Here is a 15657-nt window from a genome sequence, read left to right on the forward strand (position 1 = left end):
AGTTCAAGCCTTTGTCTTTGAAGCTGTTCGCATTGGGCCTGATTGGTCTCGCCACGCCTTTGCTGGCCCAATCGACCACGACGGGCCCGCAGGGCTATGCCGAGCCCAAGGTCAAGGCGATCGCCATTCCGGAAGTCGGCGCGGCGCCCACGCCGACGCCCGAAAACACGTTCAATATCCAGCTTTCGACTGGCGGTGTCGTCTCAATCCTGCTGCGGCCTGACAAGGCACCCAATGCGGTCGAGCGGGTGAAGGTGCTCGCCAACCGGCACTTCTACGACAACACCATCTTCCATCGCGTCATCGATGGTTTCATGGCGCAGGGCGGCGATCCCAAGGGCACGGGCGAGGGTGGCTCCGACCTTCCCGACCTCAAGGCTGAATTCAATGAATTGCCCCATGTGCGCGGTGCGATGGCAATGGCGCGCGCACAGGGCGAGGATAGTGCCAACAGCCAATTCTACATCATGCTGGCGCCCAATCTGACGCTCGATCGCAAATATACGGTAATCGGCCGGGTCTATGCCGGCATGGCCTATGTCGACCTGATTGAGAAGGGTGAGCCGCCAGCCAATCCGACCAAGGTGGTGCGCGCGTGGATCGGCGCGCCGCCGGCCGATGCCGCGACCCCCCCGATCGCCAGCCAGGCCGCCTCGGCCGCAGCCGACAGCGCGGCAGTCCAGGCGGCGCAGGCCTCGCTGGCGGCGGGTGATGCGGCCAAGGCCGCCAAGGCAGGCAATGCCAAGGTCGCAACCGAGCGGGCCGCTGCTGCGCAGGTCGCCGCCCAGGGTGCGGCTCAGGCGGCAGGCGATGCGGCCGCAGCTTCACAGCAGGCGCAGAAGAAGCGCCGGCCCCGGTAAGGGCGATAAGTTCACCGCTGTTCTGAGCGGCTACACCAGCTGAGCCAGTGCGGGACAAGCGGCAGGATTGGGACCAACCCGCAATGCGCGTCGACCTGTTCGATTTCGATCTTCCCGCCGAGCGGATCGCGCTGCGGCCCGCGAGCCCGCGTGACAGCGCGCGGCTGTTACTGCTGGATGGAGATCGCACCGAGGACCACGGTATAAGCGATCTGCCCGGCCTGTTGCGGCGCGGCGATTGCCTGGTGTTCAACGATACACGCGTTATTCCCGCCCAGCTTGAGGGCGCGCGTGGCGGAGCGCGCGTGGGCGCGACCCTGCACAAACGTGAGGGGCCCCGAACGTGGGCCGCGTTCGTGCGCAACGCCAGGCGGGTGCGGGTCGGCGACCGCATCCAGTTCGGCCAGGGTGTATCCGCGATCGCCGGACCGAAAGGCGAGGATGGATCGCTATTGCTCGAGTTCGAAGGCGACGAGCCGGTCGAGTTGCTGCTGGAACGTGCCGGGCGGATGCCGCTGCCGCCCTATATCGCGGGCAAGCGCCCGACCGACGCGCGCGATGCGTCCGATTATCAGACGATGTTCGCGTCCGCACCGGGGGCGGTGGCGGCACCCACCGCCGCGCTCCACTTCACGCCGCAGCTCCTGGCCTCGCTCGATGCCGCCGGCATCGATCACGCCATGCTCACGCTCCACGTCGGCGCGGCGACATTCCTGCCGGTCAAGGCCGACGATACCGACGCGCATCGCATGCACGCAGAATGGGGCCGGATCGATGCCGCTACTGCAGACATGCTCAATGCGGTACGCGCCAGGGGCGGCCGTCTGATTGCGGTCGGCACGACCAGCCTGCGCCTGATCGAAAGCGCGGCCGGGGAGGACGGAATCATCCGCCCGTTCGAGGGCGATACGTCGATCTTCATCACGCCGGGCTATCGCTTTCGTGCCATCAACGGGCTGCTGACCAATTTCCATCTGCCGCGATCGACCCTGTTCATGCTGGTCTCGGCGCTGATGGGGCGCGAGCGGATGCAGGCGGCTTATGCGCATGCGATCGCCGAGGGTTATCGCTTTTACTCCTATGGCGATGCCAGCTTGCTTTTGCCGCTGCATGCAGGCTGACTTTCGCGGTGCGTCGGCTATGCAGCTGCAGCCGCGCGATGACCGTTCCTGCCCTTATGGAGTGCTGCAATGTCGCTCGACGCTGATCTTCAGGCGCTGATCCGCACCATCCCCGATCACCCCAAGCCGGGCATTCAGTTTCGCGACATCAGCACGTTGCTGCTTGATGGGCCAGGCTTTGCCGAGGCGATCGATCGGATGGCAGCCTCGATTGCCGGCGAGGGCGTGCAGCTGGTAGCCGGGATCGAGGCGCGTGGCTTCGTCTTCGCCGCAGCCCTCGCCTACAAGCTCAAATGCGGGCTGCTGATGCTGCGCAAGCCCGGCAAGCTGCCGGGCGCGCGCGTCGGTGTCGACTACGAACTGGAATATGGCACGGACCGGCTGGAAATGCACGCCGATGCCTGCGGCGAGGGGATGCGGGTCGTGCTGGTCGACGACCTGATCGCCACCGGCGGCACGGCACTGGCGGCCGTGGAATTGCTCAGGTCGACAGGTGCGGTGGTCGACGCCGCTGCCTTTGTGATCGACCTGCCTGAGCTGGGCGGTGCGGACAGGTTGCGGGCTGCCGGGGTTGTGGTGCATCACCTGATCGCCTTCGAAGGCGATTGAGTTAGAACCGCTCCCAACGCAGTGTTTTCCCGGCTGCCTGATGCCGCTTGTCGCCCCTCGCCTTCATTTGCCCGGATGGGGCGGGAGCGCCAGACGCCACCTTATGGCAGCGCCGCGCAGGACGAATCCGAGCACCACGGCGATATAGGCCGGCCATGGCGTCGCTAGTCCAAGCGCGCCAAGTCCGACGAATGCCGCGGCTGCTGCCAAAGCTGCCGTGACATACAGTTCGTGCCGCATCAGCACAGATGGGACGCCGGCGGTGATGTCGCGGATCACGCCTCCTAAGCAGGCAGTAATGACCCCGGCCGCTACGGCGGAGATCGGCGTTATTCCATAGGCCAGCGCCTTTCCGGCTCCGTAAACGGCATATGCCGCCAAGCCGGCGCCATCCATCCAGTCCAAGGTTTTCTCGGGCCACCAGCGAAGCGGCACCATCCACACAGCGAGCGCGACTGCCACGCACAAGACGACAGGATCGGCATTCCGCATCCAGAAGATCGGCGCGCCGATCAGGATGTCGCGCAACGTTCCGCCGCCGGTTGCGGTGATAAGTGCAAAGAAACAGGCGCCGACGAAGTCGAGGCGCTTGCGAGCTGCAGCAAGCGCTCCCGACGCGGCGAATACTGCCAGCCCAGCCAGATCGAGCCATGGGAGGAGCGAATGAAGCGGCCAGTCCATAAAGGCTGCATACGCAGGCGGGAAGGCGCCGTCATGCCGTAGCTGCGGCCAGGGAGGCCACGGTGCTTCCACCGCACACGCTCAACCTTTAAGCGGCACGCATGACATCCCGCTTCCAGTTCACCATCCATGCCACCGACGCAAAAGCGCGTACCGGCGAAATCGCCATGCGACGCGGTGTGATCCGCACACCTACCTTCATGCCGGTCGGGACGGCGGGCACCGTCAAGGCGATGCGGCCGGCGGAGGTGCGCGCGACCGGGGCGGACATCATCCTCGGCAATACCTATCATCTCATGCTGCGGCCGGGCGCCGAGCGCGTCGCCAAGCTGGGTGGGCTACACAATTTTTCGGGATGGGAACGCCCGATCCTGACCGATAGCGGCGGTTACCAGGTGATGAGCCTCTCGGCGCTGACCAAGCGCAGTGAGGATGGTGTGGCGTTCAAGAGCCATCTCGATGGTTCGGCGCACATGCTGAGCCCGGAACGCTCGATCGAAATCCAGCGCCTGCTCGGTTCGGACATCGTGATGGCATTCGATGAGCTGGTGCCGACCACTTCGACGCGCGAGGTCCAGCTGGCGGCAATGGAGCGGTCGATGCGCTGGGCGAAGCGCAGCCGCGCCGCGTTCGATGCCGGCGGCGCACATGCTGAGGCGGCGGCGATCTTCGGCATCCAGCAAGGCGCCCTCGACGAAGGACTACGCAAGGCTTCCGCCAATGCTTTGCTGGATATTGGTTTCGATGGCTATGCGGTCGGCGGGCTGGCAGTGGGCGAGGGCCAGGAGGCAATGTTCGCCTGCCTTGATTTCGCGCCCGGGCAGCTTGATCCGGCCAAGCCGCGCTATTTGATGGGGGTCGGTAAGCCGGACGATATCGTCGGCGCGGTCGAGCGCGGGATCGATATGTTCGACTGCGTCTTGCCGACGCGTTCCGGGCGTAATGGCCAGGCCTTCACCTGGGATGGGCCGGTCAATCTGCGCAACGCCAAATGGGCCGAGGATCTGGCGCCGCTGGATCCGGACTCACCGATCGGCGGCTGGAGCATGGCCTATCTCCATCACCTCACCAAGGCAGGCGAGATGCTCGGCGCGATGCTGCTGACCGAACATAATCTGTGGTTTTATCAACAGGTTATGGCGGGTTTGCGCGAGGCGATCGCAGCCGGAAGGTTAACAGAATGGGCCGATGCATTTCGGGCACGATATTATGGCAACCGTTCTGCGTCGACGACATCCCCGCGATAGTGCGGGGCACTGCTGCGCACGAACTGTATTAGCTCGATCCCCGCCTTCCCCGGGGAACGGCATCCGGCCCTGGGGCGCCCTTACCGCTTGCCGGCTTCGACGTAATCGCGCTGCGTCGGGCCGGTGTAGAGCTGGCGCGGGCGGCCGATCTTCTGCTCGGGATCCGAAATCATCTCGTTCCATTGCGCGACCCAGCCGACGGTGCGGGCAAGTGCGAACAGCACGGTGAACATCGTCGTCGGGAAGCCGATCGCCGACAGGATTACGCCCGAATAGAAATCGACGTTCGGGTAGAGCTTCTTGGAGATGAAATATTCATCCTTGAGCGCGATCTGCTCCAGCTCGCGGGCGACGTCGAAGATCGGATCGGTGACGCCGAGCTTCTCCAGCACGTCCGCGGCGGTCTTCTGCATCACCTTCGCGCGCGGATCGAAATTCTTGTAGACGCGGTGGCCGAAGCCCATCAGCCGGAACGGATCGTCCTTGTTCTTGGCGCGCGCGATATATTCCGGAATGCGGTCGGGGGTAGCGATCTCACGCAGCATGTTAAGCGCAGCCTCGTTGGCGCCGCCATGCGCCGGGCCCCACAGGCAGGCGATACCCGCGGCGATACAGGCGAACGGATTGGCGCCCGACGAGCCGGCGAGACGCACGGTCGAGGTCGATGCATTCTGCTCATGATCGGCGTGGAGGATGAAGATCTTGTCCATCGCATCCACGATCACCGGATCAGGCTCGTAATGCTCCGCCGGCACCGAGAAGGTCATCCGCAGGAAATTGGCCGTGTAGGACAGATCGTTGCGCGGATAGACGAATGGTTGACCAATGGAATATTTGTAAGCCATCGCCGCGATCGTCGGCATCTTGGCGATCAGGCGGTGCATGGAGATCATGCGCTGCTTCGGATCGGTGATGTTGGTCGAATCCGGGTAGAAGGCTGAGAGCGCGCCGACGACGCCGCACATGATCGCCATCGGATGGCCATCGCGGCGAAAACCCGAGAAGAATTTGGCCAGCTGCTCATGCACCATCGTGTGGCGCGTAATGGTGGTGGTGAAAGTCGTGAGCTCGTCCTGGCTCGGCAACTCGCCATGGATCAGGAGATAGGCCACCTCGAGAAAGCTCGACTGCTCGGCGAGCTGATCGATCGGATAGCCGCGGTGAAGAAGGACGCCGGCATCGCCGTCGATATAGGTCAGCCCGCTTTCGCAACTCGCGGTGGAGGTGAAACCGGGGTCGTAGGTGAAGGCGCCGGTCTGGCCGTACAGCTTGCGAATATCGATGACGTCGGGGCCGGTCGTGCCCGAAAGAACCGGATAGTCGAAATCCTTGCCACCGATGCTGATCGTGCTGTCGGCCATTTCACTCAACTCCATCAATGTCCCGCCGCCGGATCGACCTGATCCGAAAGCCGCGCCAGGCTCTCCTCGCGGCCGAGGAGCGCCAATACGTCAAAGATACCCGGTGAGGTCGTCCGGCCGGTCAGGGCGGCGCGCAGCGGCTGCGCGACCTTGCCAAGGCCGATCTGAGCTTCCTCCGCAACCTCGCGGATCGCGGCCTCGAGCGCAGGTGCGCTCCAGTCCCCGACGGCCGCGAGCGCGTCCCGGGTGCGCGCCAGAAGCTGGCGAGCGCCGTCCTCTAGCAGCTTCGCCGCGCCCTCGTCCACGTCCAACGGGCGGGTGCGAAACAGGAAGCTGGCACTATCCGCTATCTCATTGATAGATTTGGCGCGCACCTTCAAAAACGGCATGGCGCGGCGCAGCAAATCTGGCCCGTCCGGACCTATATTTTCCTGGATTTTTGGCGCCACCAAAGCGGCGAGGCGGGCATCGTCCGCCTCGCGCAGATAATGGCCGTTGAGATTCTCGAGCTTCTTCAAATCGAAGCGCGCGGGTGCGCGCCCGACCGCGTCCAGATCGAACCATTCGATTGCCTGCTCGCGGCTGATGAATTCGTCGTCACCATGGCCCCAGCCCATACGCAGCAGATAATTGTTCACCGCCTCGGGCAGCATACCCATCTCGTCCCGATAAGCGTCGACACCGAGAGCGCCGTGCCGCTTGGACAGCTTCGCGCCATCCGCGCCATGGATCAGCGGGATATGGGCGTAGACCGGCTCCTGCCAGCCCATGGCGTGGATGATGCCCATCTGGCGAAAGGCATTGTTGAGGTGATCGTCGCCACGAATGACGTGCGTGACGCCCATGTCGTGATCGTCGACCACAACCGCGAGCATGTACGTGGGCGTCCCATCCGAACGCAGCAGCACCATATCGTCCAATTCAGCATTCTGGACTGTCACCGGCCCTTGAACGCGATCATCGATGATAGTCTCGCCCTCGCGTTCGGCACGCAGGCGGACGACGAACGGCTTTCCCTCTTGCTCGAGACCGGGCGCGCAATCGCGCCAGCGCCCGTCATAGCGCATTGGCAGCTTGGCGGCGCGCTGCTCGGCGCGCATCGCCTCGAGTTCTTCGGCAGTCGCGTAGCAGCGGTAGGCGGCACCCTTGTCGAGCAGGGCCTGCGCGACCTCGGCATGGCGCTGGGCGCGTTCGAACTGATAAACGACCTCGCCATCCCAATCGAGACCGAGCCAAGTCATCCCATCGAGGATCGCTTCGATGGCTGGCTGAGTCGAACGCGCGCGATCGGTATCCTCGATCCGCAGCAGGAACCGCCCGCCCATATGCCTGGCATATAGGTAGTTGAACAGGGCGGTACGCGCCCCCCCAATGTGCAGAAAGCCGGTTGGGGAGGGCGCGAACCGTGTCACGACCTCGCCGCCCGCAGCGGTGCTTGCGCCCAAAGCGCCTGTCTCCCAAGCTGTGCCGGCCATGGCCGATGAAAAATGGTGAGCGCCCCTAGCATAGCGCTTCGGACCCCACAAACGCGCGGGAGGGGTATTTTGACGCGTCCGCGCCACTTCGTGGCGCGTATCGAGCTCTGGTTGGAGGCGGAGCGCGACCAGCTGCCCTTATGGCTGCCGGTCGGACTGGCGACCGGAATTGCCGCCTGGTTCGGCCTGCCCGATGCGCATGCATGGCGGATCTTCCTGGCGGTGAGCGCGGTAGGGGCCCTGCTGGCATTGACCTTGGCGTGGCGTGGACGCGCGGCGCGGGCCCTGGCCTGGATGTTGCTGACGGCGTCATTGGGCTGCGCACTGGCATGGGCGCGCAGTGAACAGGTGTCTGCGCCGGTACTGGCACGCACCGCGGTTGTTACGATGACCGCCAAGGTCGCCGCCGTATCGAAGCTGCCGGCAAAGCAGAAGGTTCGGCTGCTGCTTGCGCCCGAAGCGCAGCCGGGGCTTCCACCGCAGGTGCGCGTCTCGTTTGACGACAAGCAGGTGCCCGAGGGGGTTGTGCCGGGCGCACGAGTGACGCTGCGCGCACGGTTGGTGGCGCCGCCGCCCGCGCCATTGCCGGGCGCCTACGATTTCGCGCGCGTGGCCTGGTTCCAGCGTATCGGCGCGACCGGAAAGGGGCTGGGCGAGGTCAGCCTAGTGTCGCCGGCGCCGGCGAAGGGCGGCTTCATGGCATGGCTGGCGGATCGGCGTGCGCGATTGACCGCCCATATCCAAGGCCGTCTGGAGGGCAGCGCGGGTGGTGTCGCCGCTGCCTTCGTCACGGGCGATGTCGGCGCAATCGATCAGGCGGATTCCGATGCCTTCCGACAATCGGGGCTAGCGCATCTTCTGTCGATCAGCGGCCTTCATGTAACGGCAGTGATCGCGGCGACGATGCTGCTGACATTGCGACTGCTGGCGCTGTCGCAGTGGCTCGCATTGCGCGCACCGTTGCTGCTGATCGCGGCCGGTGCGGGCGCACTGGCGGGGTTGGGCTATACTTTACTCTCCGGTGCGGAAGTGCCGACCGTTCGCTCGTGCGTCGCGGCAATGCTGGTGCTGGCGGGCATCGCGCTCGGGCGAGAGGCGATGACCTTGCGGCTGGTGGCGACCGGCGCGCTGGTCGTCCTGTTGTTCCGGCCCGAGGCGCTGGTCGGCCCCAGCTTCCAGCTGAGCTTTGCCGCCGTCACCGCCATCATCGCCTTTCACGAACATCCGCGGGTGCGGGCCTGGGTGCTGAAGCGTGAAGAGGGCTGGCCCCGCCGTTTGCTTCGCGAGCTGGCGACGCTGCTGGCGACCGGCTTCCTGGTCGAGATCGCGCTCATGCCGATCGCCGCTTATCATTTTCATCGCGCCGGCTCTACGGCGCCTTCGCCAACATCATCGCCATCCCACTGACAACCTTCATAATCATGCCGCTGGAAGCGCTCGCCTTATTGTTCGATTGCGTGGGGCTGGGTGGTCCGGCGTGGTGGCTGGCCGGTAAGGCGTTGGCATTGTTGCTAGGACTGGCCCGCCATGTCGCAGCGTTCCCCGGCGCCGTCGCGGCGCTGCCTTCCATGCCGCTCGGCGCCTTCCTGCTGATGGTCGCGGGTGGCCTGTGGATCGCGCTGTGGCGCACGCATATGCGCCGATTGGGGACGCTCCCGCTGGTGATCGGAATGACCTGGGCGCTGCTCACGCCGGCGCCCGATCTGCTCATCACGGGAGATGGCAAGCATCTCGCGGTGCGCACGCCGGACGGCGCACTCCACCTCCTGCGCCCGCTCGCCAAGGATTATGTCCGCCAACAACTGGGGGAGGGATCCGGCGTCCAGTCAACGGCGCTCGACCTGGACACCCTTCCTGGCGCGCGCTGCACGCGTGATGTTTGCCTCGCGGTGATCCCGCGCGGCGGCCGCCGATGGCATATGCTGGCGACGCGCAGCCCCTACATGCTGGATCTCGAGCAATTCAAAACCGCCTGTGCCTGGGCCGACATTGCCGTCAGCGACCGTCGCCTGCCGCGCACCTGCGTCCCGCGCTGGCTCAAGCTTGACGCACCGGCGCTGGCACAGAGCGGGGGCGTAGCGATCAATCTTGCCGGAGCGAGCGTGCGCACGGTCAACGGTAATGACCGTCATCCATGGATCGTCAGGCGGACGTCGTCTCCGCGCCCAAAAAGGCGTGAATCTGGGCGATGACGGCGGCGCCTTCGCCAACCGCGGCGGCGACGCGCTTGGTTGAGCCGCAACGGACGTCGCCGGCAGCGAACACGCCGCGGCGGCTTGTCTCCAGCGGTGCCGCGCCGTCCTGGCCGGTCACCACGAAGCCCTTGGCATCGAGGTCAACGCAATCGTTGAGCCAGGCGGTATTGGGATCGGCGCCGATAAACAGGAACAGGTGGCTGAGCGCGCAATGATGCTCGGCACCGGTAGTGCGGCAGCGGAAGGTCACGGCTTTCAGGCCTGTGGCGCGGTCACCTTCCAGCGCCACGACTTCCTTGCCGACGTGCAGTTCGACGTTAGGCAGAGCCGCGATCCGGTCGATCAGATATTTGGACATCGTCTCTTCGAGCGGGCGGCGGACGATCAGGTTCAATTTCTCGACCTGTGGCGCGAGGAAGACGGTGGCCTGACCGGCGCTATTGCCGCCGCCGACCAGTGCGACTTCCTCCCCGGCGCATAATTTGGCCTCGATCGGGGACGCCCAATAGGAGATGCCGGCCCCTTCAAGCTCCTCAAGCTTGGGCACATCCGGGCGGCGATAGCGCGCGCCGGAGGCTATCACGACCGTACGCGCCCGCACGGTCGTGCCGTTATTGAGATCGAGCCGGAAACCAGCCTCCGTTTCCTCGTCGCAATGGAGATGGTCTGCGGAGAGGGGAATAGCGAGCTCGGCGCCGAACTTCGTTGCCTGGGTAAAGGCGCGGCCGGCCAGCGCCTGGCCAGAAATGCCGGTCGGAAAGCCGAGGTAATTCTCGATCCGCGCCGAGGCGCCGGCCTGGCCGCCGAAGGCGCGCGTATCGAGCACCAGCACGGACAAACCTTCGGACGCGCCGTAGACCGCAGTCGCGAGGCCGGCGGGGCCAGCACCGGTGACGATCACGTCGTAGATTTTGTCGGGTTCCAGTTCCGGGGTCATGCCCAGGCACAGCGCCGCTTCGGCATCGCCCGGATGCTTGAGTACGGTGCCGTTGGGGCAGATCATCAGCGGCAGGTCGCTCGGCTGGACCGCGAGGCGCTCGACCAGTTCGCGACCCTCGTCGGTTTCCACATCCATGGTCGAATGCGGATAACCGTTGCGCGTCAGGAAGCCGGTCAGCCGGACGAGATCCGGATCTTCGGGCCGTCCAACCAGGATCGACCCGACATTGTCGGCATTGATCAGCCCGACCCGACGCAGGATGAAGGCGCGCATCAGCAATTCGCCGAGATCCGCCGACCCGATCAGCAGCGCGCGCAGATGTGCCGCATCGAAGGGCACGGCCAAGCAGCCGTCCTTGCCGGCAATCCCGGCGGCGAGCGAGGCGCGGCCACCCAGCTGGCTGATCTCGCCCGAAAATTGGCCGGCATGATGGCTGACGATCGCCGATTCATGGCCGAGCCCGTCGCGGCGTACGACATCGATCGATCCTTCGAGCACCAGCCAGGCCGGCGCATTGCGGGCGCCGACCGCGAACATCTCAGCGCCGGGTTCGAAACGCTGCGGCTCACCGCTGGCGAAGCGACGGGCGGCCGCGATCTGGGCCGCCGTGAGCGTCGGGAACATCTGTTCCTCGCGGCCACCAAAATCCGGCCCCGCGGTCACTTCTGGCGGTGAATCCCCCATGACCGTTGCTAAATCACGCGGCGCGCGTGGAGAATGGTGATCTTCGGCTCCAGCATCTGCCCCTTCATCACGCCTTCTCCGGCGGTCGGCGAGGTCGGCGACGCCAGGATCTTGTGCACCACATCCATGCCGTCGACAACATGGCCGAAGGCAGCGAAGCCGAGATTATCGCCAGGCTGATCCGGTTTGGCATCTAGCCCGCTCATGTCCCCGATGATGATGAAGAAGTCACTGGTGGCGGTGCCAGGCGCGCCGCGGGCCATCGAGATGGCGCCATCGGTATTGCTGAGCCCGGTCTTTGTCGTCGGCTCGTGCGGGATCGGCTTGAGCGTGCGCTTGGGATCGTTGCGCGTGCCGCCCTGGATCAAGCCGAAATTCGGCGCGACCGGATCGGCGCGATAGAAGGCGGTCCCGTCATAACGCTTCTGATCGACATAGCGCAGGAAGTTGGCGGCGGTGATCGGCGCGCGCTCGGTTTCTATCTCCACGGTGATGGTACCGGCAGCCGTTTCCAATGCTACCCGAACCGTAGCGGGCTTGGCTATTGGAGCAGGTGCGGGGGCAGCAGGAGGTGACTGCGCAAGGGCAGGGGCTGCCAGCAGGCAAAGGAGAAAGGCGATTCGTTGCAGCATGGCTTAGCCATAGCTGATCATGCGCCGCGGAGAAGCTCAAGCGTCGCCTCATCCTCCTGCCCGTCGAACCAACTGTCTAAGGCGTCCCGGATGGTAATATTGCCTGGGTCTGCCGCGTGGAAGAGCGTCAGTGAAGAACGAAACTTCATCGCATCCAGCGAACCGAACACGGCATCTGCGCTGGTGCGCCCAAGCGCTTGCAATGCTGCCAAACATTCTGCCAATCGAGTTCCCAGTAGGGGATGGTGAAGATAGGCTTGCGCCTCCTCCAGCGAACCGATCGCATAATGGCGTGCGGTTGGACTGCGGCCCAGGCCAGCGATCTGCGGGAATATGAACCAGATCCAGTGGCTGGTCTTGCGGCCGGCCCTCAGTTCGTCCAGCGCGGTATCGTATATTTCCGCCTGGGCCCGGACGAAGCGATCGAGATGGAAAGGGTCAGCCATTCTTGGGGAACGCGCGGCTCACGAACGGTGATCCGCGCAGGCCGAACCGCCACGGCTGATCGATCGCCTTGGTGATGCCGATGCGCGGCCCGACGACCACATCCGCCAGCCCGCCCAGCGACAGCTGGAATGGTGGCTGGTCGAGGGGAGCGCCATCCAATGCCTTGGTGATCCCCATCGCCTGGGCGAGCTTGCCGGGGCCGCTGCACAAAGCGCGCGGATCCGGCAGGCCTCGGCGGGCGATCATCGTCTCAAGGCCATGGGTCGGCGCGATCGCACGGATCAGAACTGCGCTGCCCGGATGCGCGCCGCCGACAAAGTTGAGGCACCAGTGGATGCCATAGATTTTGTAAACGTAAGCGTGCGCGACGGGACCGAACATCACCAGATTGCGACCGCGAGGACCACCGAAGGCGTGGCTGGCGGGATCGTCGATATCGTAGGCCTCCGTCTCCACGATCATTCCGCCGACATCATCGACCAGCAAGCTCGCGCCGATCAAAGCCCGGGCTAGTGGTACGACGGGTTGCGTCCAGAAATCGCTGGGAACGGGGTTGCTCATCACGCCGTTCCTGCCCGATCGGGGGATGGAGATCGATAGCGAGACCAATTTGACGCTTGAATCCGGATTGCTTCGGCTCCGCGCGGCTCGCAATGACGGGGCGGGCTCAATTGATCATTGCGAGCGTAGCGAAGCAATACAGCTTCGATGAAGTTGAGGTGTCGAGTGGATTTTCCGATAGAGGCGGTACGCGGTCGATTTCCTGCTCTAGGCGTGACGGACGACGGCCGGCCACGCGTCTATTTCGACGCACCGGGCGGAACGCAGATCTGCCAGGACGCGATCGACGGCATGGTAGCGCATCTGCGGTCCGGCACCGCCAATTCCGGCGGGGACTTCGTGACCTCACGCGAAACCGACGCGCTGAGCGAGGCGGCGCACCAGTCTATGGCCGATCTACTCGGTGCGGAGCCGGGAGAGATCGCGTTCGGAGCAAACATGACCTCGCTTACTTTTGCGGCCTCACGCGCACTGGCTCAGGGATGGCAGGCCGATGACGAGCTGGTCCTGTCACGCCTCGATCATGACGCCAACGTCGCGCCGTGGCTGCTGATCGCGCGAGACAAGCAGATGAAGGTGCGCTGGATCGACTTCGATCCCGAAACCGGCGTGCTCGATCTGGAGGCGCTTCCGGGGCTGATCGGGCCGCAGACGCGGCTGGTCGCAGTTGGCGGTGCGAGCAATGCGCTCGGCACGCTCAACGACATCCCGCGGATCGCGCAGCTGGTGAAGACCGGTTCCGACGCCTTGTTGTTCGTCGATGCGGTCCAGTCGGTGCCGCATGTGCCGACCGACGTGCGCACGCTCGGCTGCGATCTGCTGGTCTGCTCGCCTTATAAATTCTTCGGGCCGCATCAGGGCGTATTATGGGGCCGAGCCGATCTGCTCGCGTCGATCGAGGCTTACAAGGTGCGCCCCGCCGACCCCAACCCGCCTGCGCACCGCTTCGAAACCGGTACGGCTTCGTTCGAGGCGCAGGGTGGTGTGCTGGGTACGATCGAATATCTCGATTGGCTGGGAGGCCATTTCTGCTCTGCCAATAGCCGGCCCGAAAGATTGCGCTCTGCCATGGAGGCATGCGTCACCTATGAGCGCGAACTCGGCGACCGCCTGCTCGCCGGCTTCGCCACAATTCCGGGGCTTAAATTATGGGGCCGGCCGACGATGGACGGCCGCGTGCCGACGTTCGCCATCACGATCGATGGCCACCATCCCGACGATGTTGCGCGTGCGCTGGCCGAGCAGGGGATCTTCGCCTGGTCGGGCCATTTCTATGCGGTCGAGGTTATTGCCCGATTAGGATTGGAGGAATCCGGCGGGCTCGTCCGCATCGGCCTGTGCCATTACAGCACCGCCGCAGAGGTCGATCGCCTGATCGACGCGTTACGCGCGCTTTAGCGTTTGCTGCCGACGGGCGGGGCGGGGGGCACGCCGCCGAACGTTACCAGGCTTTCCGCGCCGCCGTTCGATAGGGCCGACACGCCGAAGAAATGGTCGTCGATATTGACGTGCGGTAAATCGACCGAGGTGGCCCCGGCCGGAAGATCGCGACTGTCGGTCCATGCGTTGCCGTCGGCGCTGCGCCAGCGGATGCGGTAGGCCGCCGCGCCAGGTACCGCGTCCCAGGCGACGTGGGTGTCGTCGCTCACGGCACCGGAAATAACAACGCGGCCAGGAGCCGCGGGGGCTGATGCAAGCTCCCGCAACAGCGTGACATTCAGCGCGGTGACCCGGGCGAGATAGGGGAAATCTACCCAGTCGATCGTGTCGCCATAACGGCGGCCATTCTCCGTCCGCACCAATTGATGCTGGCGGTCATAATCCTCGGTCGCTTCGGTGAAGCGCACCGCAGGGAAGCCGAGCTCGAGGAACGGGATATGGTCGCCACCCCGCTGAAAGCGATCTGGGCGGCGCACCGCCACTACCTTCAGACCGATGTCGCGATGCGCCTGCGCTGTGCGAAGGGCTGCCTTCGCCAGTGCGCGGGATGGGCTGTCATCCTCGCCACCGATGCCGCGCTGCTGGGTGACGTCGGAGGGATCGGCAGCTGCGCGGATGCCTTCGCTGAACACGCGTACGCGATCGGTAATGTGCTCGCCGCCAATACCGTGGGTATTGCCGACGATATCGTTGTTGAGCACGGCGGCGACCTTCCACCCCCGAGCCTTGGCGGTGGTCGCCAGCAGCTTGCCGCCCCACAACCCCTGCTCTTCGCCCGACAAAGCCGCATAGACGATGGTCGCGGGAAATTTCTCGCCCGACAGCAAGCGCGCCGCCTCCATCACTAAGGCCACGCCCGAAGCATCGTCATCGGCTCCGGGCGCATCGGCGGTTGAGTCCATGACGTCATTGACCCGGCTGTCGATATGGCCCTGCACGATTACGACGCGATCCGGGTCGGTGGTACCCCGCTGGATTGCGATCACGTCCTCAACGCGCACGCCGCCAGGAGCGCGAGGGCCCGTGAAGTTGTCGCCTATCGTCTCGACGGCGAGGCAGTCGCCACATTTGCCGCTAAGGATCGTGAACTCGCTCGCCACCCATCGGCGCGCCGCTCCGATGCCACGCGTTGGATCTGAGGTGCTGGACAATGTGTGGCGCGTGCCGAAACTCACCAGCTTGGCGACCGTGGCGTGGAGGGCGCGGGGGTCTGGCGAGGGCGGAGCGGCTGCAACGAGGAGAAAAGCGGGCAGCAGGATCGGGAGCTTTTTCATGGGCGACATCCTGCGGCGGCGCGATGGTTCGGGCAAGCGCCGCCTGCTCCTAACCTACGTTAGTTATGCGACTTTTGTTTCGGTCGAGCTCATGAGCCGAGCCTCCTCGGGGGAACCCTCGCCGCGTCGG

13 protein-coding genes and 1 pseudogene are annotated in these 15657 nt (G+C 64.9%); 6 read left to right on the forward strand and 8 right to left on the reverse strand.

Features of this window, described 5'->3' with window-relative positions; genetic code table 11:
- The first annotated feature begins 11 nt into the window (after window positions 1–11).
- The 3 genes from DX905_RS15440 (at window position 12) to DX905_RS15450 (ending at window position 2590) form a co-directional block, all read left to right on the forward strand.
- On the forward strand, window positions 12–860 hold the full coding sequence (locus tag DX905_RS15440; protein WP_420822145.1) for a peptidylprolyl isomerase: 849 nt from the start codon (window positions 12–14) through the stop codon (window positions 858–860).
- 83 nt (window positions 861–943) lie between these two features.
- A complete protein-coding gene (queA, locus tag DX905_RS15445) occupies window positions 944–1981 on the forward strand; it encodes a tRNA preQ1(34) S-adenosylmethionine ribosyltransferase-isomerase QueA (RefSeq protein ID WP_116092136.1) in 1038 nt (345 codons plus the stop codon).
- Window positions 1982–2050: 69 nt separating this feature from the next.
- Entirely contained in the window at window positions 2051–2590 is a 540-nt protein-coding gene (locus DX905_RS15450) for an adenine phosphoribosyltransferase (RefSeq protein ID WP_116092137.1), read from the forward strand.
- A gap of 63 nt (window positions 2591–2653) precedes the next feature.
- Here DX905_RS15450 and DX905_RS15455 read toward each other — a convergent pair whose 3' ends face one another.
- The gene (locus DX905_RS15455) at window positions 2654–3271 is read right to left on the reverse strand and encodes a trimeric intracellular cation channel family protein (RefSeq protein WP_116092138.1); all 618 of its coding nucleotides are present in this window, start codon (window positions 3269–3271) and stop codon (window positions 2654–2656) included.
- 101 nt (window positions 3272–3372) lie between these two features.
- On the opposite strand from DX905_RS15455, the gene tgt reads away from it, so the two are divergent.
- On the forward strand, window positions 3373–4518 hold the full coding sequence (gene tgt, locus DX905_RS15460) for a tRNA guanosine(34) transglycosylase Tgt (RefSeq protein WP_116092139.1): 1146 nt from the start codon (window positions 3373–3375) through the stop codon (window positions 4516–4518).
- Window positions 4519–4598: 80 nt separating this feature from the next.
- Here tgt and DX905_RS15465 read toward each other — a convergent pair whose 3' ends face one another.
- Window positions 4599–5879, reverse strand: coding sequence for a citrate synthase (locus DX905_RS15465; RefSeq protein WP_116092625.1), 1281 nt, complete (start codon window positions 5877–5879; stop codon window positions 4599–4601).
- Between the two features lie 14 nt (window positions 5880–5893).
- Entirely contained in the window at window positions 5894–7354 is a 1461-nt protein-coding gene (gltX, locus tag DX905_RS15470; RefSeq protein ID WP_116092140.1) for a glutamate--tRNA ligase, read from the reverse strand.
- A 12-nt stretch (window positions 7355–7366) separates the two neighbouring features.
- On the opposite strand from gltX, the pseudogene DX905_RS15475 reads away from it, so the two are divergent.
- Window positions 7367–9546, forward strand: a pseudogene (locus DX905_RS15475) (ComEC/Rec2 family competence protein).
- Here the strand turns inward: DX905_RS15475 and DX905_RS15480 are convergent.
- The 4 genes from DX905_RS15480 to DX905_RS15495 form a co-directional block, all read right to left on the reverse strand.
- Complete coding sequence (locus tag DX905_RS15480; protein ID WP_116092626.1) at window positions 9497–11113, reverse strand: FAD-dependent oxidoreductase; 1617 nt, start codon at window positions 11111–11113, stop codon at window positions 9497–9499. The pseudogene DX905_RS15475 and the gene DX905_RS15480 overlap by 50 nt on opposite strands.
- 68 nt (window positions 11114–11181) lie before the next feature.
- Window positions 11182–11805 carry a peptidylprolyl isomerase gene (locus DX905_RS15485; protein ID WP_116092141.1) on the reverse strand — a complete coding sequence of 208 codons (624 nt, stop codon included), beginning with the start codon at window positions 11803–11805 and terminating at the stop codon, window positions 11182–11184.
- Window positions 11806–11822: 17 nt separating this feature from the next.
- Window positions 11823–12251 carry a DUF1810 domain-containing protein gene (locus tag DX905_RS15490; RefSeq protein WP_116092142.1) on the reverse strand — a complete coding sequence of 143 codons (429 nt, stop codon included), beginning with the start codon at window positions 12249–12251 and terminating at the stop codon, window positions 11823–11825.
- The gene (locus DX905_RS15495) at window positions 12244–12813 is read right to left on the reverse strand and encodes a DNA-3-methyladenine glycosylase (protein WP_116092143.1); all 570 of its coding nucleotides are present in this window, start codon (window positions 12811–12813) and stop codon (window positions 12244–12246) included. The genes DX905_RS15490 and DX905_RS15495 overlap by 8 nt, the downstream gene beginning before the upstream one ends.
- A 147-nt stretch (window positions 12814–12960) precedes the next feature.
- On the opposite strand from DX905_RS15495, the gene DX905_RS15500 reads away from it, so the two are divergent.
- Window positions 12961–14211 carry a cysteine desulfurase-like protein gene (locus tag DX905_RS15500; RefSeq protein ID WP_116092144.1) on the forward strand — a complete coding sequence of 417 codons (1251 nt, stop codon included), beginning with the start codon at window positions 12961–12963 and terminating at the stop codon, window positions 14209–14211.
- Here DX905_RS15500 and DX905_RS15505 read toward each other — a convergent pair.
- Window positions 14208–15527 carry a M20/M25/M40 family metallo-hydrolase gene (locus DX905_RS15505; RefSeq protein ID WP_116092145.1) on the reverse strand — a complete coding sequence of 440 codons (1320 nt, stop codon included), beginning with the start codon at window positions 15525–15527 and terminating at the stop codon, window positions 14208–14210. The two genes, DX905_RS15500 and DX905_RS15505, sit on opposite strands and share 4 nt — an antisense overlap.
- Window positions 15528–15657: the final 130 nt, after the last annotated feature.

Origin of the sequence: Sphingomonas crusticola (assembly GCF_003391115.1) — a bacterium.
GTDB classification, from domain to species: domain Bacteria; phylum Pseudomonadota; class Alphaproteobacteria; order Sphingomonadales; family Sphingomonadaceae; genus Sphingomonas_I; species Sphingomonas_I crusticola.